The following is a 23,661-nucleotide window of genomic DNA, read 5'->3' as shown; positions in this document are numbered from 1 at the left end:
TCTTACGACTCCTCGGGTCCGCGTTCGATGACCTGGTAGGCGTGAGCGGCGTTCTCCTCGCGCATCACCAGGTGGAGCAGGTCGCCCTCCTGGATGACTGACTCGCGCGTGGGCAGCATGCCCTCGCCGAGGCGGTCGATCCAGGCGATCCGGCTCCGGGACTGCTCCTGGAACGCGATCGTGCGGTGACCGATCCAGGGCTCCTGGACGGGGACCTGGTCGAGCCGGATGGTGCCCGACGGGTCGCGGAAGTCGGGTTCGGCACCCACCGGCAGGATCCGGCGCAGCACCTGGTCGGCCGTCCACTTGACCGTCGCGACCGTGGTGATGCCGAGGCGCTGGTAGACCTCGGCGCGGCCGGGGTCGTAGATGCGGGCGACGACCTGCTGGATCCCGAACGTCTCGCGCGCGACCCGCGCGGCGATGATGTTGGAGTTGTCGCCGCTGGAGACGGCGGCAAACGCGTCGGCGCGGCGGATGCCGGCCTTCTCGAGGACCTGCTGGTCGAAGCCGTAGCCGGTCACCTTGTCGCCGTTGAATCCGGGCCCGAGGCGTCGGAACGCGTCGGGCTCGCTGTCAATGACGGCCACGGTGTGGTTGCGGTCCTCGAGGCTGCGGGCGAGGGTCGAACCGACCCGGCCACAACCCATGATCACGACGTGCACGACGTCACCGTACTCGTAGCTGATCCGTGCCGTACTGTTGCGGCCTGTGGGTGTCGGCGACGTCTCGAAACGAATACTCCTGGGACGCAAGCTGCGGAGCTCCCAGCTGGGGGAGACCCTTCTTCCCAAGCGGATCGCGCTCCCCGTCTTCGCGAGCGACGCGCTCTCCTCGGTGGCCTACGCCCCCGACGAGGTCTTCATCATGCTCTCGCTCGCCGGCGCGGCGCAGTACGTCTGGTCGTGGAAGATCGCCATCGCGGTGGCCCTCGTCATGGCCGCCGTCATCGCGTCCTACCGGCAGACCGTGCACGCCTACCCCAGCGGTGGCGGCGACTACGAGGTGGCCACGGTCAACCTCGGCGTCAACGCCGGCACCACGGTCGCCAGCGCGCTGCTGGTCGACTACGTCCTCACGGTCGCGGTCTCCATCTCCTCGGGGGCTCAGTACGCCGCCTCGGCCATCCCCGCGCTGAGCGGCCACGAGGCCGTCTTCGGCTCCGTCCTGGTCGTCGTGCTGATGGCGATGAACCTGCGCGGCATCCGGGAGTCCGGCACGTTCTTCGCGGTGCCGACGTACCTCTTCATGGTCGCCATCCTCGGCATGTGCCTCTACGGCCTGGCCCAGCTCGCGCTTGGCACGCTGCCCGACGTCGAGAGCGCGGGGCTCTCCATCACGCCCGAGCCGGGGCTCGACGGCCCGCTGACGACGTTCGCGCTGCTCTTCCTGCTGGCCCGGGCGTTCTCGTCCGGCTGTGCGGCCCTGACCGGGGTCGAGGCCATCTCCAACGGGGTGCCGGCCTTCCAGCGGCCCAAGAGCAAGAACGCCGCCACCACGCTGCTGCTGCTCGGCGTCATCGCGATCACGATGATGGTCAGCGTCATCGTCCTGGCCAAGCAGATGGGCATCCGCTACGTCGACCCGCACGACCTCGACCGGCTGACCCGCAACGGCGAGCCGCTCCCCGAGGGCTACGACCAGCACACGGTGATCGCCCAGATCGCCGACGCGGTCTTCAACAACTTCCCGCCGGGGTTCTACCTCGTGGTCACGGTCACCGGGATCATCCTGGTGCTCGCCGCCAACACCGCCTTCAACGGCTTCCCGGTGCTGGGCTCGATCCTCGCCAAGGACGGCTTCGCCCCGCGTGCGCTGGGCTCGCGCGGCGACCGGTTGGCCTACAGCAACGGCATCGTCTTCCTCGCCGTCATGGCGATCATCTTGATCCTGGCCTTCGACGCCCAGGTCACGCGCCTCATCCAGCTCTACATCGTGGGCGTCTTCGTCTCCTTCAACCTCAGCCAGCTCGGGATGATCCGGCACTGGACCCGGCACCTGGCCAGCGAGACCGATCCGGCCAAGCGGGCGCGGATGATCCGCTCGCGGGCCATCAACGCGATCGGCCTCACGTTCACCGCGGTGGTGCTGGTGATCGTCCTGGTCACCAAGTTCCTCGAGGGTGCCTGGATCACGATCCTGGCGATGCTCTTCTTCTACGCCGTGATGAAGGGCATCAAGATCCACTACGACAAGGTCGCCGAGGAGCTCGCCGCCGACGACGAGGACAAGGTCATGCCCACCCGGGTGCACGCGATCGTCCTGGTCTCCAAGCTGCACAAGCCGACCCTGCGGGCGCTCGCCTTCGCCAAGGCCACCCGCCCCAACGTGCTCGAGGGCGTCTACGTCGCCACGGACTCCGAGGCGACCAACCGGCTGCTGGAGGAGTGGGACGAGCGCCGCATGGACGTGCCGCTCAAGGTCCTCCACTCGCCCTACCGCGAGCTCATCCGGCCGATCGTCGAGTACGCCACCGAGATCCGCAAGGCCAACCCGCGCGGGGTCGTCGCGGTCTACATCCCGGAGTACGTCGTCGGCCGCTGGTGGGAGCAGCTGCTCCACAACCAGACCGCGCTGCGACTCAAGGGCCGGCTGCTGTTCACCCCCGGCGTCATGGTCACCTCGGTGCCCTACCAGCTGCGGTCCTCCGAGATCGCCCGCGAGCGCGAGCTGCGCGAGGACACCCGGGTGCGTCCCGGTGACCTGCGTCGTGGCAACGTCGACGACCGCTCCGACCGCCAGATCCCCCGATAGAGGACCTTCCATGACACGCCAGTCCAGCCGCCGCCCCCGCCACGGTCAGACCCGGGAGAAGCAGAGCCGCGGCGCCAGCATGGTCGGCCAGCGCTTCGAGGCCGAGGTGGGCCCCGTCGCCCACGGCGGCCACTGCATCGTCCGGCTGCCCGAGCCGGTCTCGCGGGTGGTCTTCACCCGCCACGCGCTGCCCGGTGAGCGGGTCGTCGTCGAGATCACCGAGGGCACGGAGGGCGACCGCTTCTGGCGGGGTGACGCCGTCGAGGTCCTCGACGCCTCGCCCGACCGCGTCCCCGCCCCGTGCCCGGTCGCGGGTCCCGGACTGTGCGGCGGCTGCGACTTCCAGCACGTGACGCTCAAGCGCCAGCGTGCGCTCAAGGCCGACGTGGTGCGCGAGCAGCTCAAGCGCCTCGCCAAGCTCGATGTCGAGGTCAAGGTCGAGGCCGTGCCCGGCGACGTCGGAGGGCTCCACTGGCGCACGCGCCAGCGCTACGTCGAGCTGCCCGACGGCAAGCGGGGGATGCGCAAGCACCGCTCCCACGAGGTCGTGGAGATCGACGAGTGCCTCCTGGAGGCGCGCGAGCCCAGTGACCACGTCGTCGGTCCCCACGCGTTCATCGTCGAGGACGACGGCTTCTGGCAGGTCCACCCGGGCGCGCCGGCGGTGCTGGTCGAGACCGTGATGGACATGCTCCAGCCGCAGCCGGGCGAGCGCGCCCTCGACCTCTACGCCGGCGTGGGGCTCTTCGCGCGGTTCCTGCTCGACGCGGTGGGGGAGACCGGCCGCGTCGTCGCCATCGAGTCCGACCCGACCGCCTCGCAGCAGTCGCGCGCCAACGCGCCGGGCATCAAGACCACGGCCGGCCTCGTCGACCGGGTCCTCGCGCACGAGTACGACGAGCCCTTCGACCTCGTCGTCCTCGACCCGACCCGCGAGGGCGCCAAGCGGGCGGTCGTCGAGCAGGTCGTCGACCGCGCCCCTCGGGCCGTCGCCTACGTCGCCTGCGACCCGGCCGCGCTGGCCCGCGACGTGGCGATCTTCGCCGAGCACGGCTACGAGCTCACCCAGCTGCGCGCCTTCGACCTCTTCCCGATGACCCACCACGTGGAGTGCGTCGCGCTGTTGACGCGTCGCTGAGGGTCCACCCCTCGCCGACTCGGCGTACGGGCTGCACCATCGCGCCGACTCGGCGTACGGCCCGGCGCGCCGTTGAGGAATGACTCGACATCATGTATCTTGATGTCAAGACAAACTGAGTTGCGAGTAAGGCATGCCTTACTACCCCGGCCCACCGTCACGTGGGCAAGATGGGCGGAGCAACCCACAGGACTCAACGAGGAGACGGCTTGATGGCCAGTCAGGACAGCTTCGGCGCCAAGAGCACGCTGGACGTGGACGGGAAGTCCTACGAGATCTTCCGCCTCGACGCGGTCACCGGGGAGGGCCTGGACGTCGAGAGCCTGCCGTTCTCCCTCAAGGTGCTGCTGGAGAACCTCCTCCGCACCGAGGACGGCGCGGACATCACGGCCGACGACATCAAGGCGCTCGCCGGGTGGGACGCGGACGCGGAGCCCGACAAGGAGATCCAGTTCACGCCCGCGCGGGTGCTGATGCAGGACTTCACCGGAGTCCCGTGCGTCGTCGACCTCGCCACCATGCGTGAGGCGATGGCCGACCTCGGCGGCGACCCCGCCAAGATCAACCCGTTGGCGCCGGCCGAGATGGTCATCGACCACTCCGTCATCGCCGACGTGTTCGGCACCGCCGGCGCCTTCGAGCGCAACGTCGAGATCGAGTACGAGCGCAACCGCGAGCGTTACCAGTTCCTGCGGTGGGGCCAGGGTGCCTTCGACGACTTCAAGGTCGTCCCCCCGGGCACCGGCATCGTGCACCAGGTCAACATCGAGCACCTCGCCCGCACCATCTTCACCCGCGAGGTGGACGGTGAGCTGCAGGCCTACCCCGACACCTGCGTCGGCACCGACTCCCACACCACCATGGTCAACGGCATCGGTGTCGTCGGTTGGGGCGTCGGCGGCATCGAGGCCGAGGCCGCGATGCTCGGCCAGCCGGTCTCCATGCTGATCCCGCGCGTCGTGGGCTTCAAGCTGAGCGGCGACCTGCCCGAGGGCGCGACCGCCACCGACCTGGTCCTCACGATCACCGAGATGCTGCGCAAGCACGGCGTCGTCGGCAAGTTCGTCGAGTTCTACGGCCCCGGTGTCTCGGTCCTGCCGCTCGCCAACCGCGCGACCATCGGCAACATGAGCCCGGAGTTCGGCTCGACGATCGCGGTCTTCCCTATCGACCAGCAGACCATCGACTACCTCCGCCTCACCGGCCGCTCCGAGGAGCAGCTCGCGCTCGTGGAGTCCTACTCCAAGGAGCAGGGCCTCTGGCACGACCCCGAGGCCGAGCCGCGCTTCTCCGAGAAGCTCGAGCTCGACATGGCCACCGTCGTGCCGTCGCTGGCCGGCCCCAAGCGCCCGCAGGACCGGGTCGAGGTCACCAACGCCGGCCCCGCGTTCGTCGAGGCGCTCAAGGACTACACCGACAACCCCGACGCCACCGCCGAGATCGACCTCGACGGCGCCAAGCACACCATCGGCCACGGGGCGGTGACGATCGCGGCGATCACGTCGTGCACCAACACCTCCAACCCCTCGGTGATGATCGGTGCCGGCCTGCTGGCCAAGAAGGCCGTGGAGAAGGGCCTGCAGCGCAAGCCGTGGGTCAAGACCACGCTGGCGCCCGGCTCCAAGGTCGTCTCGGACTACTACGAGAAGTCCGGCCTCACGCCCTACCTCGACAAGCTCGGCTTCAACCTCGTCGGCTACGGCTGCACCACCTGCATCGGCAACTCCGGCCCCCTCATCCCCGAGGTCTCCGCCGCGGTCAACGAGGCCGACCTCGCGGTCGTCTCGGTGCTGTCGGGCAACCGCAACTTCGAGGGTCGGATCAACCCCGACATCAAGATGAACTACCTCGCGTCCCCGCCGCTGGTCGTCGCCTACGCGCTGGCCGGGTCGATGGACCTCGACCTCTTCAACGACGCGCTGGGCCAGGACCAGGACGGCAACGACGTCTTCCTCAAGGACATCTGGCCCACGCCGAGCGAGGTCGAGGAGGTCATCGCGAGCGCGATCACCTCGGAGATGTTCGACAAGGGCTACGAGGACGTCTTCGCGGGCGACGCCCAGTGGCAGGCGCTGCCCACCCCCGAGGGCAAGACCTTCGCGTGGGACCCCGAGTCCACCTACGTCCGCAAGCCTCCCTACTTCGACGGCATGCCCGACGAGCCGGAGGCGGTCACCGACATCGAGGGCGCCCGCGTGCTCCTCAAGCTCGGCGACTCGGTCACCACCGACCACATCAGCCCGGCCGGTGCCATCAAGAAGGACTCGCCTGCGGGTCACTACCTCGCCGAGCACGGCGTGGGGCAGCGTGACTTCAACTCCTACGGCTCGCGCCGCGGCAACCACGAGGTCATGATCCGCGGCACGTTCGCCAACATCCGGCTGCGCAACCAGCTGGCTCCGGGCACCGAGGGCGGCGTCACGCGCGACTTCACCGCCGGTGGCGAGGTCACCTCGGTGTTCGAGGCCTCGGAGCACTACGTCGCCGCCGGCACGCCGCTGGTCGTCCTGTCGGGCAAGGAGTACGGCTCCGGCTCGTCGCGCGACTGGGCCGCCAAGGGCACCGCCCTGCTCGGCGTCAAGGCCGTCATCGCCGAGTCCTACGAGCGGATCCACCGCTCCAACCTGATCGGCATGGGCGTCCTCCCGCTGCAGTACCCCGCGGGCCAGAACGCCGAGTCGCTCGGCCTCACGGGTGAGGAGACGTTCACCATCACGGGCGTCACCGAGCTCAACGAGGGCCGCACGCCCAAGACCGTCAAGGTCAAGGCCGACGGCGTCGAGTTCGACGCGGTCGTCCGCATCGACACCCCGGGCGAGGCCAACTACTACCGCAACGGCGGGATCATGCAGTACGTCCTGCGCAACCTGCGCAAGGCCTGATCCACCCGCAGCGCCCGACGACGCGAGCATCCCCGACCGGGGGTGCTCGCGTCGTCCTTTCGGCTAGACCAGTGGCGCCCGATCGGTCGTCCTCCTCGTCCGTCGCGCGCAGATCCCTCAGTCTGGTCCGGTGCCCCTCCTCCTGACCTGGCTGACGCGCGCCCTCGTGGTCGCGCTGGCGACGGGTCTCGCCGCTGTCCACGGGCAGGCCTCCGCCCGGCCGCTGGTCCCGCGCGCCGCCACCCTGCCTGCCCTGACCTTCGCGGTCAGCCTGCCCGACGCGCCCGGCAACATGGCGTCGCTGGAGGACCTCTCCGCGCGGCTGGGGCGCCGCCCCACGCAGGTGATGTGGTACGACGCCTGGTCGCGGGGCACCGGCTTCCCGACCCAGCAGGCGGCCGCCGTCGCCGCCTTCGGCGCCACGCCCGTGATCACCTGGGAGCCGTGGGACCCGGCCCGGGGCACCGACCAGCCGACGTACTCCCTCAAGGCGATCGCCGCGGGTCTGCACGACGGCTACGTCACGGCCTGGGCCAAGCAGGCACGGGCCTACGGCAAGCCGGTGACGCTGCGCTTCGCCCACGAGATGAACGGCACCTGGTATCCCTGGGCCGCCGGCGTCAACGGCAACACCGCCGCCGACTACGTCGCGGCATGGAAGCGGGTCCGCGGCATCTTCACGAAGCAGAAGGCCGCGAACGTCGCCTGGTCGTGGTCGCCCAACGTGCCCTACCCGGGCAGCACGCCGCTGGCGTCGCTCTATCCCGGGGACGCCCAGGTGAGCACCGTCGCCCTCGACGGCTACAACTGGGGCGGGCTGCTGCCGGGCACCACCTGGCAGAGCTTCCTGGACGTCTTCGACGACGGCTACGGCGAGGTGCGTTCCTTCACCAGCAAGCCGATCATCATCGGCGAGGTCGGCGCGCCCGAGGTCGGCGGCGACAAGGCCGCCTGGATCCGCGACATGTTCGCGACGCTGGCGACCAGGCCCGAGGGCCTCACCGGCTTCACGTGGTTCAGCCACCTCAAGGAGGCCGACTGGCGCATCGACTCCAGCCCGGCGGCCTTCGAGGCGTTCCGCGCAGGCCTCGCGACCTACTGAGAGCCTCTCCGGCGCGCTCGTGAAATAGTCTTTGGCTCGACCCCTCCTTCCACGGGTCACGTGTCGTACTCCTCGGTGACGACTACTCGGGAGGCACCATGAGCACGCTCGCGGACCGGCTGGCAGACCTGGCCGACGACGCACCGCACGGCACCGGGGACACGTCCGGTGCGTCGGGGCTGTGGCAGCAGGGACGGCGCTACGCACGACGTCGTCGTCTCGAGACGGGTGCCCTCGTGGTCGTCCTGCTGCTGGCGCTGGGGTCGGTCGGGACCTGGGTGCTGCCGAGTGCGTCGTACGACGTCGCGCCGGCCGACGCATCCGCGTCCCTGCGGCTGCCCGACCGGCTCTTCACGCCGAGCCCCTACCTGCCCGGCACCGACGACGTGGGACCGGTCGGCCCGCTCGTCGCGGTCTTCGGCGCGGAGCGCAAGACCTGGCGCGGGACGGCGAGCAACGCGCTGGTCGGCGTGGGTGCGGCCGGCGACTACGCGTTCCTGGACCTGCCGGACGTCGCGCCGCGCAGCCTCGGCGAGGAGGACCAGCTCGCCCTCTCGACCGACGGTCGCTTCGTGGGCTACTGGGTGGCGGGGGAGCCGGAGGGCGAGGCCAACTACTTCGGCGGTGATCCCGTGGTCGGGATCGCCGTCCTCGACACCGTCACCGGCGACGTGCTCCGCCACGAGGTGCCGACGGAGCACGGGCTCGACGTGGGGGGCCTGGTCTTCGCCGGCGACCGGCTGTGGGCCGACTACGGGCAGTTCACCGAGGGCGCCCCACGCGGTGCAGGGACGGCCTCGTCGACAGGAGCGCCCCCCGTCCTCTGGGACGTCACGAGCGACGTCGTCACCGAGCACCCGGAGCTCGTCGATGCCGACCTCTCCGCCGCCACGCACGCCGGCGCCCGTCTGGTGAGGTCTCGCGAGCGCGCGGTGGAGGTCGTCGAGCCGTCGGACGGCAGCGCCGAGCGGTGGCGCCTCGACGTGGCCACCGAGGGCGCCTCGGTCGTGGACCCGACGGGTCGGCGCGTGGCCGTGCTCGCCGACCTCGACGGGCGGGGGACGGTCACCTCCGGGGTGCCGAAGGTCGTCCGCGCCGGTGTGCTCGGCTCGGAGGTCCCGGTCCCGACGCAGGTCGTCCCGGGAGAGGGCGTGGCGGAGCTGCTGGGCTGGCGCGACGAGCAGCACGTGGTGGGTCTCACCTACCGGCCCGGCGCCTACGTGTCCATCGACGTGACGACCGGGGAGACCGAGCGGCTGGTGCTGCTGCCCTCGGTCACCTGGTCGCCGAGCACGGTGGTCGCGGCGGACGCGCTCACCGCTCCGACGTTCGACGCTCCCGAGCCGCCGTCGGTCGTGGCGCCCTGGGTGCGGCTCGTCGTCGTCTCGCTGGCCCTCCTGGTCGTGGGCGTGGCCCTGCTGTGGTGGAGGCGCCGTGCCCGCGTCTGACGAGCAGGACTTCGAGGAGTTCGTCGTGGCCCGGCGCGCGGCGCTGCTGCGCACGGCCTACCTCCTGACCGGGCAGGTCGAGGACGCCGAGGACCTGCTGCAGACGGCGCTGGTGAAGGTGGTGCCGCACTGGCGTCGGATCCGGGACCGACCCGAGCCCTACGTCCGGCAGGTGCTCGTGCGGGAGAGCGTGTCGCGCTGGAGACGTCGACGCTGGCGTGAGGTGACGACCGACGAGGTGCCCGAGAGCGCCGCCCGGGAGAGCGGTGCCGAGGACCGCGAGGACCTGCGCCGGGCGCTGCGGGCGCTGCCTCCCCGGCAGCGGGCCGTCGTGGTCCTGCGCTACTTCGAGGACCTGACCGAGGCGCAGACGGCGGAGGCGCTCGGCATCGCCGTCGGCACCGTGAAGTCCCAGGCGCGAGACGCCCTCGCCCGGTTGCGCCGTGACCTGCCGGCACTCGTCGAGGAGCCGTCGGTCGTCCGCGGGTGAGAGTCGTCGTGCGGCTCGCCGTGGCTGCCGCACGCACGGGGCTCAGGGCACTTGGCTACGGTGGCGCCATGATCGTCGCCTTCAGCATCAGCCCGACGTCCGGGGACGAGACCGGAGGTGTCTCGGAGGCCGTCGCGGCGGCCGTCCGCGTGGTCAGGGAGTCCGGGCTGCCCCACGAGACCAACGCGATGTTCACCAACATCGAGGGGGAGTGGGACGAGGTGATGGCGGTCGTCAAGCGTGCCGTCGACGTCGTGGCCGAGGTCTCGCCCCGCGTCGGGCTCGTCCTCAAGGCCGACATCCGCCCCGGCTGGACCGACCAGATGACCGCGAAGGTCGAGCGCCTCGAGCGCGCACTGGAGGACTGATGTCCGAGCAGCTTCCGCCGCCTCCCGGTCCGCCCCAGGGCCCACCGCCGGGATGGGCGCCACCCGTCGCCGGCCCGCCGCCTGCCGGCCCGCCGCCCGCGGCCTCGCCGTACGGCGTCCCGCTGGGCCCGCCGCCGCAGGGTCCACCGCCGGGCTGGTCGCCGACGCCACCGCCCGGCCAGGGCAAGAAGGTCGCGATCGTGCTCGGCGTCGTGGGCGCGGTGCTGGTGATCGCGCTGGCCGTGCTGGTGCCGCTCGCGGTGAGCGCGAGCCGCGAGGACGAGCGGGTCGCGGTCGACAGGACGCTCGACGCGGTCGAGGTCTTCGAGGACCTGCCGACGACCCACGACGACGGCGAGATCATCTACGAGCAGTCGCCGGCGGTCGGTGGCCCGCACAACCCGGCCTGGCTCGACTGCGGCGTCTACGACGCACCGGTCCCGGAGGCCAACGTCGTGCACGACCTCGAGCACGGCACCGTGTGGATCACCTACGAGCCCGGCCTCGACCAGGACGAGGTGGACGCGCTGGCCGAGGTGCTGCCGCAGAACGGCATCCTGTCGCCCTACGGGGACCTGCGGGCCCCTGTGGTCGTCACCGTCTGGGAGCGGCAGCTGGAGCTCACCGGTGCAGACGACCCCCGCCTGGAGATGTTCATCCGCGAGTTCGGCGCGGGGGAGACCGCCCCGGAGCCCTTGGCGTCGTGTGCCGGAGGCCTGCGTCCCGACGGCGGGACCAGCGCATGATGACCTCGCAGACCCGCACCTACCGCACCGGCAGCGCCGAGGTGGTCCTCGACCTCACGCGGGACTGCGCGGAGATGGTGCAGGGACGCGGCGACGGGTTGCTCAACGTCTTCGTGCCGCACGCGACGGCGGGGCTGGCGATCATCGAGACCGGCGCCGGGTCCGACGCGGACCTGCTGGCGGCGCTCGGCGACCTGCTGCCGGCCGACGACCGCTGGAGGCACCGGCACGGCTCGCCCGGGCACGGACGCTCCCACGTCATGCCGGCGATCGTGCCCCCGACGGTGACGGTGCCCGTGATCGGTGGACGCCTGGCCCTGGGGACCTGGCAGAGCGTGTGCCTGGTCGACCTCAACCTGGACAACCCCGAGCGTGAGGTGCGGTTCAGCTTCGTCGGGTGACGGCACTCGCGAGCCAGGACGACTGGACCGCTTCGGACAATGCCTCCGATCCTGCCTGCGGTGGCCGATCGGCTCGGTAGCCTCGGTCATCCCCCGCGGGGGTCGTCGAGCCCGAATCCAGAGGGAGTCCACCTTGTCCTTGAAGTGCTCGCTGAGCCTGTCCGCGTTGACCGTCACGACGTTGCTCGTCTCGAGTGCGTTCACCGGGGTGAGCGGCGCCACGCCTGGCGCGCGCCGCGACACCGACGGCGACGGGATCCCCGACCGCTGGGAGCGCAGCCACGGGATGAACCCCCACCGTGGGGCAGATGCTCGGCAGGACTTCGACGCCGACCGGCTGACGAACCTGCGGGAGTACCGCCTCGGCGCCAGGATCCGTGACGAGGACAGCGACGACGACGGCCACGACGACGGCGACGAGGTGGCCGACGGCACGCCGTCGACGGACGTGACTGACCCCGACACCGACGATGACGGCACCCGCGACGGCGACGAGGACTCCGATCGCGACCAGGTCGACAACGAGGACGAGGACGACGCCAGCGAGGCCTGCCGTCTCGACGACGACGACCGTGACTCCGACGCGATCGACGACGAGGACGAGAACGACTTCGGGCTGCGCGTCGGTGATGCCGACTCCGACGACGACGGCACCCCCGACGGGGACGAGGACGACGACGAGGACGGCACGAGCAACGAGGACGACGACGACTCCCTGGAGGACTCCTGCGTCGACGACAGTGACGGGGACGGTCGCAGCGACGAGGACGAGGGGGACCTCCTCGGCGCCATCTCCTCCTTCGACGCGGCGTCGGGCCTGCTGGTCGTGCTGACCGAGTCGGGTGCCGAGATCTCCGGGCTGGTCACCGAGGACACCGAGATCGAGATCGAGGACGCCGAGTCCGAGGACGGCGACGGGGAGGGCGACGACGGGGGAGACGACCCCGAGGACCGTGCCAGCCGCTCCGACGAGGGCACGGTCGACGACCTGGTGCCGGGTGTCCAGGTCGCCGAGCTCGACCGCGAGCGGGGCTCCGAGGAGATCGAGGAGATCACGATCTACCGGGTGCCGACCGCCTGAGCCGATCGGTGTCGGCGGATGCGTCATATCGAACAGGTGTTCGACTAGACTGGGGCGATGAAGCCCCTCGTCGCACCCCCGGGCTGGCCGCGCGAGGTCCGGCCGCCGGACGCCCCTGACTGGGAGGCGAGCGCCGCCGCCTGGCTGCTCGACCTCTGCCCGGCCGACTACCGCACCTACGTCGGGCTGCGGCGTCACGTGGTGGTGCTCGCACGCTTCGCGGTGCTCCACGTCGAGGCCAACGAGGCGGCGTGCCGTCGTGGGCTCAGCGAGGCGCGCGCGTCGTTCCGCGAGGTCGCCAGCGACGAGGTCATCGAGGCCGCGCTCCAGACGCTCCAGCTCGAGCAGGCGCGACTGATGGGCATCCGGCGTGCGGTCGGGCTGGTGGAGGACGCGGTGCGGGGGCGTCGCTACGTCGCGCGGCTCTGAGGGCTGATCGGTCGTCGGAGGGTCGGGTGGGCGGTGAGTAGCAGTTCGCCTGCATCCCTTGAGGAAGCGGACCGATCAGCCCCGCCCAGGAAGCCGGTCGGCCGAGCCGAGGCGCCAGAGCGCCACACCGTGCAGCCCGAGCTCCTCGGCGAGCGCGACGCGGCGGTCGAAGGAGCGCCCGTCGGACCACCAGAGCACGGTGCCGTTGGAGAGCTCGGCGCGCCACTCTCCGTAGCCCGGCTTCCAGACGGCCGTCGCGCCGTCGGAGCGGACCAGGCGGCGGGCGCCGGCCACCGTGACGGTCCCGCCGGAGCGGCCACGCGGCCAGGTGTAGCCGTAGCCGGCGACGCCCAGGTCGAGCCGGTCGGCGGGCACGGCCTCCAGGGCGGCCTCCACCGCACGCCGCTGCCAGTCGGTCGGGCCGATCGGGCCGGGGCCGGACCAGGTCGGGCCGTGCAGGTCGTAGGTCATCAGCACGACCGTGTCGGCGGCGCGACCCAGCGCCGCCATCCGGTAGCCCCGTGAGCGGTAGGCCGCGAGGCTGGTGGAGGCGCTGACGTCGATCGACACGGTCCGGGCCTCGGGCATGGCGGACTGGAGCGCCCGCACCAGCCGCACCAGTCCTGCGGCGTCCGCCCGTCGCACCAGCTCGAGGTCGACGTTGACCCCGCTCCAGCCCTGGGCCCGGACGAAGCCGGCCATCCGTCGGGCGACGCGGTCGACGTGGGTCGGGCTGCTCAGCAGCCGGTGCGCGGCGCGCTCGTCGAATCCTCCCTGGCGGTTGCTGTAGTTGCTCAGCAGCAGCTCGGAGCGCAGCCCCTCCCGACGGGCGGTCCCCGCCAGACGTCGTACGTCGGCGGTCGGGCGGGTCACCCACGCACCGTCCGCGGTGATGCTCACCCCGGCCACGCTCAGCGTCGTCAGCCCGCGTGCGTTGTCGGCCACCAGCCGGTCGGTCGCGCTGCCGAGGGCGAAGCCCGTGACGGACAGGACGGCGGCGAGCGCAGCGGCCAGGAGCGAGAGCACCTCGCCACCCTCGCATGGCTAGGTTGGCGACATGCACCACTTCGCGAGTGTCGCCCTGGTCGACCCGGCGGGCAGGATCCTGCTCCAGGAGCGGGACTCCCAGCCGCGGATCGATCCCGACTGCTGGGGCTACCCGGGTGGTGGCGTCGAGCCCGGGGAGACCTACGAGCAGGCGGCCTACCGCGAGCTCGAGGAGGAGACCGGGGTGCGACTGGAGCCGGGGACGCTCGAGCTCGTGGGGGAGTTCCGCTTCTGGAGCGAGGCCTGCGGCGGCATCGACGAGTTCTGCCTCTACACCGCGGGGACCGACCTGACCGAGGTCGAGTGCCACGAGGGGCGCCAGATGGTCTTCGTCGACCCACAGGTCGCGACCACCCTCGACCTGACCGCGTCGGCGCGCCTGACGCTGCGAGACTTCCTCGCGTCCTCGATCTACGCCAAGGTGGCCCCATGACCTCGACCCTGCGCGTGTTCCCCGTCCCCGGCCCCGGCGCGGAGGACGTCGTCGTCGGCACCAGCGGCCGGGACGAGGGCGCGGTCTTCACGGGCACCGAGGACGGTGCGATCTTCCGGATCAGCCACGACGGGCAGAAGGTCGACCGGGTCGCCCACACCGGCGGCCGACCCCTCGGCATCGAGATCGACCCCGACGGCCGGCTCCTGGTCTGCGACGCGCACGTCGGCCTGCTGCGCATCGACACCGCCAGCGGGGCGATCGAGCCCATCACCGACAGCGTGGCCGGCACCAGGATGGTCTTCTGCAACAACGCCGCCATCGCCGCTGACGGCACGGTGTGGTTCAGCGACTCCTCCACCAAGTTCGGCATCGAGAAGTGGAAGGACGACTTCGTGCAGAACACCCGCACCGGTCGGCTGATGAGGCTCGACACCGACGGCACCATCGAGGTCGTGCTCGACGGGCTGGCCTTCGCCAACGGCGTCGCGCTCTCGGCCGACGAGGACTTCGTGTGCGTCGCGGAGACCGCGGGCCGCACCGTCGTACGCCGCTGGATCAGCGGAGACCGCAAGGGCATGCGCGACCTCCTGTGCTCCAACCTCCCGGGCTATCCCGACAACATCGCCCGGGGCAGCGACGGGCTCATCTGGGTCTCGATCGCCAGCCCGCTGGACCCCGTCGTCGAGCGGCTCCAGACGGCGCCGATGGCGCTGCGCAAGCTGGTCACCAAGATCCCCGAGGCGCTGCAGCCCAAGCCGAAGCACACCGTCCGCGTCCAGGCCTACGACAGCGCCGGCACGCTCGTCCACGATCTCGACGTCGACCCGCAGGAGAGCGGTGTGAGCTATCACATGGTCACCGGGGTGCGTGAGCACGAGGGACGGGTGTGGATGGGCAGCCTCCACGAGGGCGCGGTCGCCGTGCTGGAGCGCTGACGGATCGGTGAACGGCCGACGGACCCGTAAACTCGACGACATGGGTGTCCTCGACTCGATCGCCGGACCGCGCGACCTGCGCGGGCTCTCCGACGACCAGCTCACGACCCTGGCCGCGGAGATCCGCGACCAGCTCGTGCAGGCGGTCTCGCGCGTGGGCGGGCACCTCGGTCCCAACCTCGGAGTCGTCGAGCTCACCCTCGCGATCCACCGGGTCTTCGACTCACCGCGTGACCGGGTCGTCTTCGACACCGGTCACCAGGCCTACGTCCACAAGATGCTCACCGGCCGGGCCGCCGACTTCGTCAGCCTGCGCAAGGAGGGTGGCCTCTCGGGCTACCCCAGCCAGGCCGAGTCGCCCCACGACATCGTCGAGAACTCCCACGCCTCCACCGCGCTGAGCTATGCCGACGGCATCGCCAAGGCCTACGCGATCCGGGGCGAGGACCGGCACACGGTCGCCGTCATCGGCGACGGCGCCCTCACCGGGGGCATGGCCTGGGAGGCCCTCAACAACATCGCGATCGCCCGCGACTCCAAGCTCGTCGTGGTCGTCAACGACAACGGTCGCTCCTACACGCCGACCATCGGCGGTCTGGCCACGGCCCTGACCTCCCTGCGCACCAGCCCCCGCTACGAGCAGCTGCTCGACATGGTCAAGAAGCGCCTCAATGCCGTGCCCGGTGTCGGTCCCGCCGCCTACGACGCGCTGCACGCGATGAAGAAGGGCCTCAAGGACGCCGTCGCCCCGCAGGGCCTCTTCGAGGACCTCGGGCTCAAGTACGTCGGTCCCGTGGACGGCCACGACCGCGTCGCCATGGAGCACGCGCTCGCCCACGCCAAAAAGTTCGGTGGCCCGGTCATTGTGCACGCGATCACCCGCAAGGGCTTCGGCTACGACGCCGCCGAGCAGCACGAGGCCGACCAGTTCCACTCCCCGCAGCCCTTCGACATCGAGACCGGCGAGGAGAAGGTCCGGGGCCGCATCTGGACCGACGTCTTCGCCGACGAGATGGTCCACCTCGGCGCGCGCCGCAAGGACGTCGTAGCGATCACCGCCGCGATGATGCACCCGGTCGGGCTCGACCAGTTCCAGGCCCGTTACCCCGAGCGCACCTTCGACGTCGGCATCGCCGAGCAGCACGCCGCGACGTCCGCTGCCGGCCTGGCGATCGGTGGCCTGCACCCCGTGGTGGCGATTTACGCGACGTTCCTCAACCGGGCGTTCGACCAGGTCCTCATGGACGTCGCCCTGCACCAGTGCGGCGTGACCTTCGTGCTCGACCGCGCCGGCGTCACCGGCGACGACGGCGCCAGCCACAACGGCATGTGGGACATGTCGATCCTCCAGGTCGTGCCGGGCCTGCGGCTCGCCGCGCCGCGTGACGCGACCCGGCTGCGCGAGCTGCTCAACGAGGCCGTCGACGTCGACGACGCCCCGACCGTCGTGCGCTTCTCCAAGGGTCCGCCCCCTGCCGACATGCCCACGCACGCCAAGGCCGGCAACGCCGACGTGCTGGTGCGCTCGGGCGCCAAGGACGTGCTGGTCGTCGCCGTCGGCTCGATGTGCGAGGTCGCCGTCGAGGTCGCGGAGCGCCTCGACGCCCAGGGCATCGGGGTCACCGTCGTCGACCCCCGCTGGGTGAAGCCGGTCGACCCGGCGATCGTCGAGCTCGCCCGCGAGCACCGGCTCGTGGTCAGCGTCGAGGACGGTGGCCGCATCGGAGGCTGCGGCGCGGTGCTGCTGCAGACGCTCAACGATGCCGGCGTCACCACGCCCTTCCGTCTGCACGGCATCCCTCAGGAGTTCCTCCACCACGCCAAGCGCGCCGCCATCCTCGAGCGGATCGGCCTGACGCCCCAGGCGATCGCCCGCGGCATCGTCGAGGACATCACCGCGCTCGACACGGTGGGCACCGACGAGTCCGTGGTCGATGTCGACCACCAGCTCTGAGGCACGAGAAAGGGCAGGCTCCATCAAGGCACTCGTCCTCGGGATCGTGGGTTGCCTGGCGCTGGCCGGGTGCTCCGGCACGCCCGACGCCGCCGCGCCACAGGCTTCCCCGAGCGGGGCGGTCGTGCCGAGCGAGACCACGGTCCCGGTGCCGCCCGACCTGCTCGCCGAGTTCCGGGGGCTGCTGAACCGCCGCGCCGACGCCGTACGACGAGGGGACCGGGCGGTCTTCGAGCGCGGCGTCGCCAAGGGTCGCCCGGAGTTCCTGGACGAGCAGCGCACCTACTTCGACAACCTGACCCAGCTCCCGATCGCGGAGCTGGCCTATGCCGTCGACCGGGGGAGCCTGCTGCGCGAGGGCGACGACTACTGGGTGGCCGTCGACGTCGTCCTCCAGCTCGAGGGCTTCGACGCCCTCCCCGTCACGAGGCGCGACCGCTACCGCTTCTCGCCGTCGCTGCGCGACCCCGGTGCCTTCGTGCTCAGCTCGGTCACCGACCCGGCCTGGGAGGAGCTCAACGACACCCAGCCCCAGCCCTGGGACCTCGGGCCCGTCGACGTGGTGCGCGGCGTGGGGGTGCTGGGCATCTTCGACGACGCCAGCCTGGGGTCCTCAGCTGGGCTCGTGTCGTCGGTGGAGCGGGGGATCGCGGACGTCGCGGCCCAGGTGCCCTACGACTGGGACCGCAGCGTGGTCCTCTACGCGTTGTCCGACCCGGCGTTCCTCAGCACCATCGACGACCTGCCAGGGGGCGACCCGACCGCGATCGACGGGGTGGCCTTCCCGGTCGACGCCGGTCCGGCCAGCACCGAGATCGCCTCCACCCGCTTCGTCCTCAACCCCACGATGCTCGGCAGGGACGGCATCGAGCGCGACCGGCTGGTCCGGCACGAGCTCACGCACGTGGCGCTGGGACAGCGCGACGACCAGGCGCCGGTGTGGCTCAGCGAGGGGCTCGCGGAGTACGTCTCCGTGCAGCCGCTGGCGCCCGAGGAGCGACGCATCACCCAGGACGCCATCGACGCGGCCGAGGCCGGGGTCGACGCCCTGCCGGCCGACGAGACCTTCAACGGCGCTGCGTCCTCGGCCAACTACGGCCTGTCCTGGTGGGCCTGCGAGTACGTCGCCGCGACCTACGGTCCCTCGATGCTGTGGACGCTGCTCGACTACGTCACGGTCCCCGGAGCCGACCCCGGCAAGCGGATGCAGATGGCGATCGGGCTCAACTCCCGCCAGCTCGCCCGGGCCGGCGCAGAGCTGCTGATCTCGACCTTCGACCCGGCGTTCCTCGAGCCGACGCCGAGCCCCAGCCCGAGCCCGAGCCCGAGCCCCAGTCCCAGTCCCAGTGCGGCCGCCGCCACGGCTACGCCGGTCGGGTGAGAAGGGCCTTGCCGAGCGACGGCAGCGAGAGGACAGTGGGCGGGTGGGCACGCCTGCGTTGCTGGGAGGCAACGACTTCGTCACGGACGGTGGGCTCGAGACCGACCTGATCTTCAACCACGGCCTCGACCTCCCGGACTTCGCCGCGTTCCCGCTCGTCGAGGACGAGTCCGGTCGGGCACTGCTCCGTGACTACTTCGGGGGCTACGTCGACATCGCCCGCCGAGCCGGCGCCGGACTGCTGCTCGAGACGCCGACGTGGCGGGCCAACCCCGACTGGGGGATCCGCGTGGGCTACGACCGGCGGGCCCTCGAGCTCGCCAACCGCAAGGCGGTCCAGCTGCTCAGCGAGCTGCGTGACGAGCGACCGGTGGACGGCCCGGTCCTCGTCAGCGGCACGATCGGGCCACGCGGTGACGGCTACGTGGCGGGGGAGCGGATCGATCCCGACGAGGCGGCCGCCTACCACGCGCCCCAGCTCACGGCGTTCGCCTCCGCGGGGGCCGACCTGGCCACGGCCTACACCCTGACCGGCGCCGAGGAGGCGATCGGTGTCGTCCGGGCCGCGCGTGAGGTGGGTCTGCCCGTCGCGATCTCCTTCACCGTCGAGACCGACGGGCGGCTCCCCGACGGCAGCGTCCTCGCCGACGCGGTCGCGATCGTCGACGCGGCCGAAGCCCCTGACTGGTTCCTCGTCAACTGTGCGCATCCGCTCCACGTCGAGCCCGGACTGGGCGACGGCGCGTGGCTCGACCGGATCGTCGGGCTGCGGCCCAACGCCTCGACGCTCACGCACGCCGAGCTCGACGCCAGCGAGGTCCTCGACCCGGGGGACCTGGATCTCCTCGCGAGCTCGTTCGAGCGCCTGCGCGCGCAGCTGCCGCAGCTCCAGGTCGTGGGCGGCTGCTGCGGCACCGACGTCCGCCACGTCGCCCGCCTCTGGGGACAGTGACCGCAGGGGCATATCGTTCCCCCGTGACCACCGAACCCCGGCTCGTCCACATCGTCGACGAGGTGCCCGAGCTCGACGACACCTCGTCACTGACCATGGTGGTGGTCCTCGACGGCTTCCTCGACGCGGGCAACGCGGCCGCGATCGCCAGCCGCCACCTCGTGGCCCTGACCGAGGGCCGCGTCGACCCGACCGCCCTGGGGCAGAGCAACGGCCCGGTGGTCGCGACCTTCGACGTCGACCAGTTCCACGACTACCGCGCCCGCCGCCCTGCGATGTCCTTCGTCCGCGACCACTACGAGGGCTACGACGCGCCGCGCCTGGTCGTCCGTCTCCTCCACGACTCCGGTGACACGCCCTACCTGCTGCTCCAGGGGCCCGAGCCCGACAACCGGTGGGAGGCCTTCGCCCGCGCGGTGCGCGAGGTCGTCGAGCGCTTCGGCGTCACGCGCGTGGTGAGCATGGGCTCGGTGCCCATGGCCGTGCCGCACACCCGCCCCATCGCGATCACCCACCATGCCAACAACGCCGACCTCATCTCCGGTGACAGCCCCTGGCGCGGCGAGCTGCGCATCCCCAGCAGCGCACAGGCGCTGCTCGAGGTGCGCCTGGGCGAGTGGGGCCACGACGCCATGGGCTTCGTCGCCCACATCCCGCACTACCTCGCCCAGCTCGACTACCCGCGGGCCTCGCTGGCGCTGCTCGAGAACGTCGAGAAGGCCGGTCGCCTGACCGTGGACCTCACCGACCTCCGCGCCGAGGCCGAGGGTCGCGAGGAGGAGGTCGCGCGCTACCTGTCCTCCAACGAGGAGGTCGCCGACGTGGTCGAGGCCCTCGAGCGCCAGTACGACGCGTTCGAGCGCGCCGAGGAGTCCGGCACCAGCCTGCTCGCCGAGGACCAGCCGCTGCCCACGGGCGAGGAGATCGGCCAGCAGTTCCAGCAGTTCCTGGCGGGCCTCGAGGGCCCCGACGAGCAGCAGGGCTGAGCGCGCCGTGCCTCGCGACGCCGACGAGCTCGTGGCGCTGCTCGACCTCGAGCGCCTCGACGACAATCTCTTCCGTGGTCACCAGATGCCCTCGGTCCTGCCGCGGGTGTTCGGCGGCCAGGCGGCCGCCCAGGCGCTGGTGGCCGCCAGCCGCACGGTGGACCCGTCCTACGCCGTGCACTCGCTGCACTCCTACTTCCTCCAGCCCGGCGACACGGGGGCCCCGACGATCTTCGACGTCGACAACCTGCGTGACGGCAGGTCTTTCGCGACCCGGCGGGTGCTGGCGCGTCAGCACGGCCGTCCGATCTATGCCATGACGGCCAACTTCCAGCGGGCCGAGGAGGGCTTCGACCACCAGGAGCCGATGCCGGAGGTGATCGCTCCGGAGGACGCGATCGACGCCCGCGCCGCGAGCCGCGCGGCCGATCCGGGACGCGACTCGGCGATGGACTCCGAGTGGGACGTCGTCGACTTCCGCTACGTCGGCAGCTCGGCCGACGGCCGGCTGCCCGAGGACGGCGAGGAGACGGCGCGCCAGCGCTTCTGGCTCCGGGTCTCCTCGGCCCTGCCCGACGACCCGTTCTGGCACGTGGCCGCGTTCACCTACCTCTCCGACATGACCCTGATGGGGGCGGCGCTCGCGCCGCACGGCGTGCGCATGGGCAGCCCCGACACGCTGATCGCCTCGTTGGACCACGCGGTGTGGTTCCACCGGCCGTTCCGTGCCGACGAGTGGTGGCTCTACGACCAGGTCTCCCCGGCCGCGGCCGGCGGACGGGGTCTGGTGCTCGCCAAGGTCTACACCCAGGACGGCACGCTCGGGGCGACCGTCGCTCAGGAGGCGCTGCTGCGCCGCCGCGCGACGTCAGGAGGTGCGTCATGAGCGAGTCGACCCCCACTCCGGCGCAGGAGCTCGTGGCCCTGCTCGACCTCGAGGACATCGACGTCGACCTCTTCCGCGGCGCCCAGCCCGACTCCGCCCGAGCCCGGGTCTACGGCGGGCAGGTGGCCGCGCAGGCCCTGATCGCCGGCACCCGCACGGTCGAGCCCGACTACGTCGTGCACTCCCTGCACTCCTACTTCCTGCTGCCCGGCGACTACCAGGTGCCGATCATCTACGACGTCGAGCGCATCCGCGACGGGCGCTCGTTCGCGACCCGGCGCGTGGTCGCGCGCCAGCACGGCCGACCGATCTACTACCAGACCCTCGACTTCCAGCGGGCCGAGGAGGGCTTCGAGCACCAGGACCAGATGCCGACGGTCGGCAGCCCGGCCGACGGCTTCGACCTCGTCGACCTCATGCGGGCCCGCGGCAACGCGGAGGCCGACGCCCTGGGCAAGGAGTGGGCGGCGCTGGACGTGCGCTACCTCGGCAACTCGCGGATCGGTCTCACGCCGGACCCGCAGCACCCGGCCCAGGCGCGGATGTGGATCCGGATCAACGGCGAGCTCGGCGACGACCCGCTGGTGCACCTCGCCGCCTTCACCTACGCCAGTGACGTCAGCCTCCTGGGGGCGTCGCTGACGGCCCACGACGCCTCGCCGTCGCGGACCCAGATGGCCTCCCTCGACCACACCATCTGGTTCCACCAGCCGTTCCGCGCCGACGCGTGGTGGCTCTACGACCAGTGGTCGCCGTCGGCCAGCGGCGGGCGCGGGTTGTCGTTGGGACGCATCTTCGCCGAGGACGGCACCCTGGTCGCCACGGTCGCCCAGGAGGGGCTGATCCGACCGCTCCAGGAGCGGGAGCCGGTCCAGTCCCCCTAGCATGACACCGATGTAGTTCGTGACAGACACGCCGATGTCGTGGTTACGTGTGATCACTTCTGTGACTGCTGGCATCCGTGGTGTGCGTGTGACTCAGCGTCGCTCCGACGTCCGAGGTGCTCCGCGATGTCTCGAGCTCACCGCCGCTCCGGCCTCGGCGCCGCCCTGGCGACAGGCGCGCTGACCGTCGCGGCGCTCGGCGTCACGTCGACGCCCGGGCATGGTGCGGCTCCGGTCGTCGGCTTCGAGATGCCGTTCCCGTGCGCCCAGTCGTGGACCGGCACGACCCGGTCGGGCCACAGCCCCAGCGCGCGCGCCATCGACTGGAACCGTGCCGACGACAACGGCATGCCCGTCGTCGCCTCGGCGTCGGGCGTCGTCGCCACCGCCGTGCCGGGCGGGACCCGCGGCTACGGGCGCTATGTCGTGGTCGAGCACGCCGACGGGTCCCAGACCTACTACGCCCACCTGTCGGCGGTGAGCGTCGTCAAGGGCCAGAGCGTCGACCAGGGTGCGCTGCTCGGTCGTGTCGGCTCGACGGGCAACAGCAGCGGCCCCCACCTGCACTACGAGCAGCGCGCCGGAGGCTCGCTCTCCGAGCCGTGGTTCCACGGGGCCCGCTTCGTGATGGGCAGCACGCAGGCCTCGCAGAACTGCGTGGACGTCCCCGTCGCCGGTGACTTCCTCGGCGACACGACCGCCGAGCTGGTGGTCTACCGCCGCGCGGAGAAGGCGACCTTCGAGATCCAGCGGCCCGGCACGACGCCCAAGGTGCTCCGCTTCGGCACCGCCACCGACCAGCCGGTCGTGGGGGACTGGGACGGCGACGGTCGGCTCAACCCCGGGGTCCGGTCGCCGGCGACGGCGACCTTCAGCCTCAGGATGCCCTCGGGTCTCCAGCAGGTGGTGCTCGGTGCCGCCGCCGACGTGCCGGTCGCGGGCGACTGGGACGGGGACGGGCGCTGGGAGGTCGGCGTACGACGGGCTGTCGACGGGGTCTTCCGGCTGCGCGCTCCCGACGGAGCGCTGACCGACGTGCCCCTCGGTGACGTCGGCGACCTCCCGGTCACCGGCGACTGGGACGGCGACGGGGACACCGACCTGGGGGTCTACGACGTCGCGAGCGCGACGTTCACCCTGCGCCGCGTCGACGACGACGGCCTCGCGTGGCTGGCACAGGTCGCCTTCGGCTCCGGTGACGACCTGCCGGTGACGGGGGACTGGGACGCCAACGGGCGCACCGACCTCGGGGTCTGGGACCCGACCAGCGCGACCTTCAGCCTGCGCCGGGCGCCGGCGCCGACGGCAGCGCGAGCCAAGACGTCGTCGGTCAGCTTCGGTCGGAGTCGCTGAGCCGGTCG

General features: G+C 71.6%; 22 protein-coding genes. 20 read left to right on the top strand and 2 right to left on the bottom strand.

The features are described from left to right. Window positions 1-2 precede the first annotated feature (2 nt). The gene (locus AAG827_RS05930; RefSeq protein WP_309649659.1) at window positions 3-665 is read right to left on the bottom strand and encodes a TrkA family potassium uptake protein; all 663 of its coding nucleotides are present in this window, start codon (window positions 663-665) and stop codon (window positions 3-5) included. A 46-nt stretch (window positions 666-711) separates the two neighbouring features. On the opposite strand from AAG827_RS05930, the gene AAG827_RS05925 reads away from it, so the two are divergent. The 11 genes from AAG827_RS05925 to AAG827_RS05875 all read left to right on the top strand — a co-directional run bounded on the left by AAG827_RS05925 (window position 712) and on the right by AAG827_RS05875 (window position 12,839). Then, a complete protein-coding gene (locus tag AAG827_RS05925) occupies window positions 712-2,754 on the top strand; it encodes an APC family permease (RefSeq protein ID WP_341924934.1) in 2,043 nt (680 codons plus the stop codon). Window positions 2,755-2,764: 10 nt separating this feature from the next. Beyond that, window positions 2,765-3,892, top strand: coding sequence for a TRAM domain-containing protein (locus AAG827_RS05920; protein WP_341924933.1), 1,128 nt, complete (start codon window positions 2,765-2,767; stop codon window positions 3,890-3,892). A gap of 212 nt (window positions 3,893-4,104) precedes the next feature. After that, a complete protein-coding gene (gene acnA / locus AAG827_RS05915; protein WP_341924932.1) occupies window positions 4,105-6,774 on the top strand; it encodes an aconitate hydratase AcnA in 2,670 nt (889 codons plus the stop codon). Between the two features lie 130 nt (window positions 6,775-6,904). Further along, the gene (locus AAG827_RS05910) at window positions 6,905-7,876 is read left to right on the top strand and encodes a glycosyl hydrolase (RefSeq protein ID WP_341924930.1); all 972 of its coding nucleotides are present in this window, start codon (window positions 6,905-6,907) and stop codon (window positions 7,874-7,876) included. A 98-nt stretch (window positions 7,877-7,974) separates the two neighbouring features. Further along, entirely contained in the window at window positions 7,975-9,324 is a 1,350-nt protein-coding gene (locus AAG827_RS05905; RefSeq protein WP_341924929.1) for a hypothetical protein, read from the top strand. Beyond that, entirely contained in the window at window positions 9,311-9,814 is a 504-nt protein-coding gene (locus tag AAG827_RS05900; protein ID WP_341924928.1) for a SigE family RNA polymerase sigma factor, read from the top strand. The genes AAG827_RS05905 and AAG827_RS05900 overlap by 14 nt, the downstream gene beginning before the upstream one ends. 68 nt (window positions 9,815-9,882) lie before the next feature. Continuing rightward, the gene (locus AAG827_RS05895; RefSeq protein ID WP_091111919.1) at window positions 9,883-10,182 is read left to right on the top strand and encodes a thiamine-binding protein; all 300 of its coding nucleotides are present in this window, start codon (window positions 9,883-9,885) and stop codon (window positions 10,180-10,182) included. Continuing rightward, window positions 10,182-10,928 (top strand): DUF3105 domain-containing protein, encoded by a 747-nt coding sequence (locus AAG827_RS05890; protein ID WP_341924927.1) that lies wholly within the window; start codon window positions 10,182-10,184, stop codon window positions 10,926-10,928. Before AAG827_RS05895 ends, AAG827_RS05890 begins: the two co-directional genes overlap by 1 nt. Next, on the top strand, window positions 10,928-11,329 hold the full coding sequence (locus AAG827_RS05885) for a YjbQ family protein (protein WP_341924926.1): 402 nt from the start codon (window positions 10,928-10,930) through the stop codon (window positions 11,327-11,329). The genes AAG827_RS05890 and AAG827_RS05885 overlap by 1 nt, the downstream gene beginning before the upstream one ends. A 166-nt stretch (window positions 11,330-11,495) precedes the next feature. Next, window positions 11,496-12,410 carry a hypothetical protein gene (locus AAG827_RS05880; protein ID WP_341924925.1) on the top strand — a complete coding sequence of 305 codons (915 nt, stop codon included), beginning with the start codon at window positions 11,496-11,498 and terminating at the stop codon, window positions 12,408-12,410. Between the two features lie 57 nt (window positions 12,411-12,467). Continuing rightward, the gene (locus tag AAG827_RS05875; protein ID WP_341924924.1) at window positions 12,468-12,839 is read left to right on the top strand and encodes a hypothetical protein; all 372 of its coding nucleotides are present in this window, start codon (window positions 12,468-12,470) and stop codon (window positions 12,837-12,839) included. Between the two features lie 75 nt (window positions 12,840-12,914). Here the strand turns inward: AAG827_RS05875 and AAG827_RS05870 are convergent, their stop codons facing one another. Further along, the gene (locus AAG827_RS05870; protein ID WP_341924923.1) at window positions 12,915-13,865 is read right to left on the bottom strand and encodes a glycosyl hydrolase family 18 protein; all 951 of its coding nucleotides are present in this window, start codon (window positions 13,863-13,865) and stop codon (window positions 12,915-12,917) included. 31 nt (window positions 13,866-13,896) lie between these two features. Here AAG827_RS05870 and AAG827_RS05865 point away from each other — a divergent pair, with 31 nt between their 5' ends. From AAG827_RS05865 to AAG827_RS05825, 9 genes are all read left to right on the top strand, one after another. Beyond that, complete coding sequence (locus AAG827_RS05865) at window positions 13,897-14,319, top strand: NUDIX domain-containing protein (protein ID WP_341924922.1); 423 nt, start codon at window positions 13,897-13,899, stop codon at window positions 14,317-14,319. Continuing rightward, the gene (locus AAG827_RS05860) at window positions 14,316-15,257 is read left to right on the top strand and encodes an SMP-30/gluconolactonase/LRE family protein (RefSeq protein WP_341924921.1); all 942 of its coding nucleotides are present in this window, start codon (window positions 14,316-14,318) and stop codon (window positions 15,255-15,257) included. The genes AAG827_RS05865 and AAG827_RS05860 overlap by 4 nt, the downstream gene beginning before the upstream one ends. A 40-nt stretch (window positions 15,258-15,297) precedes the next feature. Beyond that, on the top strand, window positions 15,298-17,211 hold the full coding sequence (gene dxs, locus AAG827_RS05855; RefSeq protein WP_341924920.1) for a 1-deoxy-D-xylulose-5-phosphate synthase: 1,914 nt from the start codon (window positions 15,298-15,300) through the stop codon (window positions 17,209-17,211). Continuing rightward, a complete protein-coding gene (locus AAG827_RS05850) occupies window positions 17,192-18,592 on the top strand; it encodes a hypothetical protein (RefSeq protein ID WP_341924919.1) in 1,401 nt (466 codons plus the stop codon). The genes dxs and AAG827_RS05850 overlap by 20 nt, the downstream gene beginning before the upstream one ends. A 43-nt stretch (window positions 18,593-18,635) precedes the next feature. Further along, window positions 18,636-19,544 carry a homocysteine S-methyltransferase family protein gene (locus AAG827_RS05845; protein ID WP_341924918.1) on the top strand — a complete coding sequence of 303 codons (909 nt, stop codon included), beginning with the start codon at window positions 18,636-18,638 and terminating at the stop codon, window positions 19,542-19,544. 23 nt (window positions 19,545-19,567) lie between these two features. Beyond that, a complete protein-coding gene (locus AAG827_RS05840; protein WP_341924917.1) occupies window positions 19,568-20,530 on the top strand; it encodes a PAC2 family protein in 963 nt (320 codons plus the stop codon). 7 nt (window positions 20,531-20,537) lie between these two features. Then, a complete protein-coding gene (locus tag AAG827_RS05835; RefSeq protein ID WP_341924916.1) occupies window positions 20,538-21,416 on the top strand; it encodes an acyl-CoA thioesterase II in 879 nt (292 codons plus the stop codon). Next, window positions 21,413-22,300 carry an acyl-CoA thioesterase II gene (locus AAG827_RS05830; protein WP_341924915.1) on the top strand — a complete coding sequence of 296 codons (888 nt, stop codon included), beginning with the start codon at window positions 21,413-21,415 and terminating at the stop codon, window positions 22,298-22,300. The genes AAG827_RS05835 and AAG827_RS05830 overlap by 4 nt, the downstream gene beginning before the upstream one ends. Window positions 22,301-22,426: 126 nt before the next feature. Then, complete coding sequence (locus AAG827_RS05825; protein WP_341924914.1) at window positions 22,427-23,653, top strand: M23 family metallopeptidase; 1,227 nt, start codon at window positions 22,427-22,429, stop codon at window positions 23,651-23,653. Window positions 23,654-23,661: the final 8 nt, after the last annotated feature.

The organism is Nocardioides psychrotolerans (assembly GCF_943371775.1).
In the GTDB taxonomy this organism is placed as follows: domain Bacteria; phylum Actinomycetota; class Actinomycetes; order Propionibacteriales; family Nocardioidaceae; genus Nocardioides; species Nocardioides psychrotolerans_A.
Note: the sequence above shows the minus strand (reverse complement) of the source record. Positions and strands in the feature narration are given on the sequence as shown.

Excerpts from the sequence above, each read along its gene's own strand:
- AAG827_RS05905 (WP_341924929.1), top strand. The coding sequence starts at position 7,975 with ATGAGCACGCTCGCGGACCGGCTGGCAGACCTGGCCGACGACGCACCG.
- AAG827_RS05885 (WP_341924926.1), top strand. The coding sequence starts at position 10,928 with ATGACCTCGCAGACCCGCACCTACCGCACCGGCAGCGCCGAGGTGGTC.
- dxs (WP_341924920.1), top strand. The coding sequence starts at position 15,298 with ATGGGTGTCCTCGACTCGATCGCCGGACCGCGCGACCTGCGCGGGCTC.
- AAG827_RS05830 (WP_341924915.1), top strand. The coding sequence starts at position 21,413 with ATGAGCGAGTCGACCCCCACTCCGGCGCAGGAGCTCGTGGCCCTGCTC.
- AAG827_RS05895 (WP_091111919.1), top strand. The coding sequence starts at position 9,883 with ATGATCGTCGCCTTCAGCATCAGCCCGACGTCCGGGGACGAGACCGGA.
- AAG827_RS05890 (WP_341924927.1), top strand. The coding sequence starts at position 10,182 with ATGTCCGAGCAGCTTCCGCCGCCTCCCGGTCCGCCCCAGGGCCCACCG.
- AAG827_RS05865 (WP_341924922.1), top strand. The coding sequence starts at position 13,897 with ATGCACCACTTCGCGAGTGTCGCCCTGGTCGACCCGGCGGGCAGGATC.
- AAG827_RS05825 (WP_341924914.1), top strand. The coding sequence starts at position 22,427 with ATGTCTCGAGCTCACCGCCGCTCCGGCCTCGGCGCCGCCCTGGCGACA.
- AAG827_RS05860 (WP_341924921.1), top strand. The coding sequence starts at position 14,316 with ATGACCTCGACCCTGCGCGTGTTCCCCGTCCCCGGCCCCGGCGCGGAG.
- AAG827_RS05850 (WP_341924919.1), top strand. The coding sequence starts at position 17,192 with ATGTCGACCACCAGCTCTGAGGCACGAGAAAGGGCAGGCTCCATCAAG.
- acnA (WP_341924932.1), top strand. The coding sequence starts at position 4,105 with ATGGCCAGTCAGGACAGCTTCGGCGCCAAGAGCACGCTGGACGTGGAC.
- AAG827_RS05875 (WP_341924924.1), top strand. The coding sequence starts at position 12,468 with ATGAAGCCCCTCGTCGCACCCCCGGGCTGGCCGCGCGAGGTCCGGCCG.
- AAG827_RS05920 (WP_341924933.1), top strand. The coding sequence starts at position 2,765 with ATGACACGCCAGTCCAGCCGCCGCCCCCGCCACGGTCAGACCCGGGAG.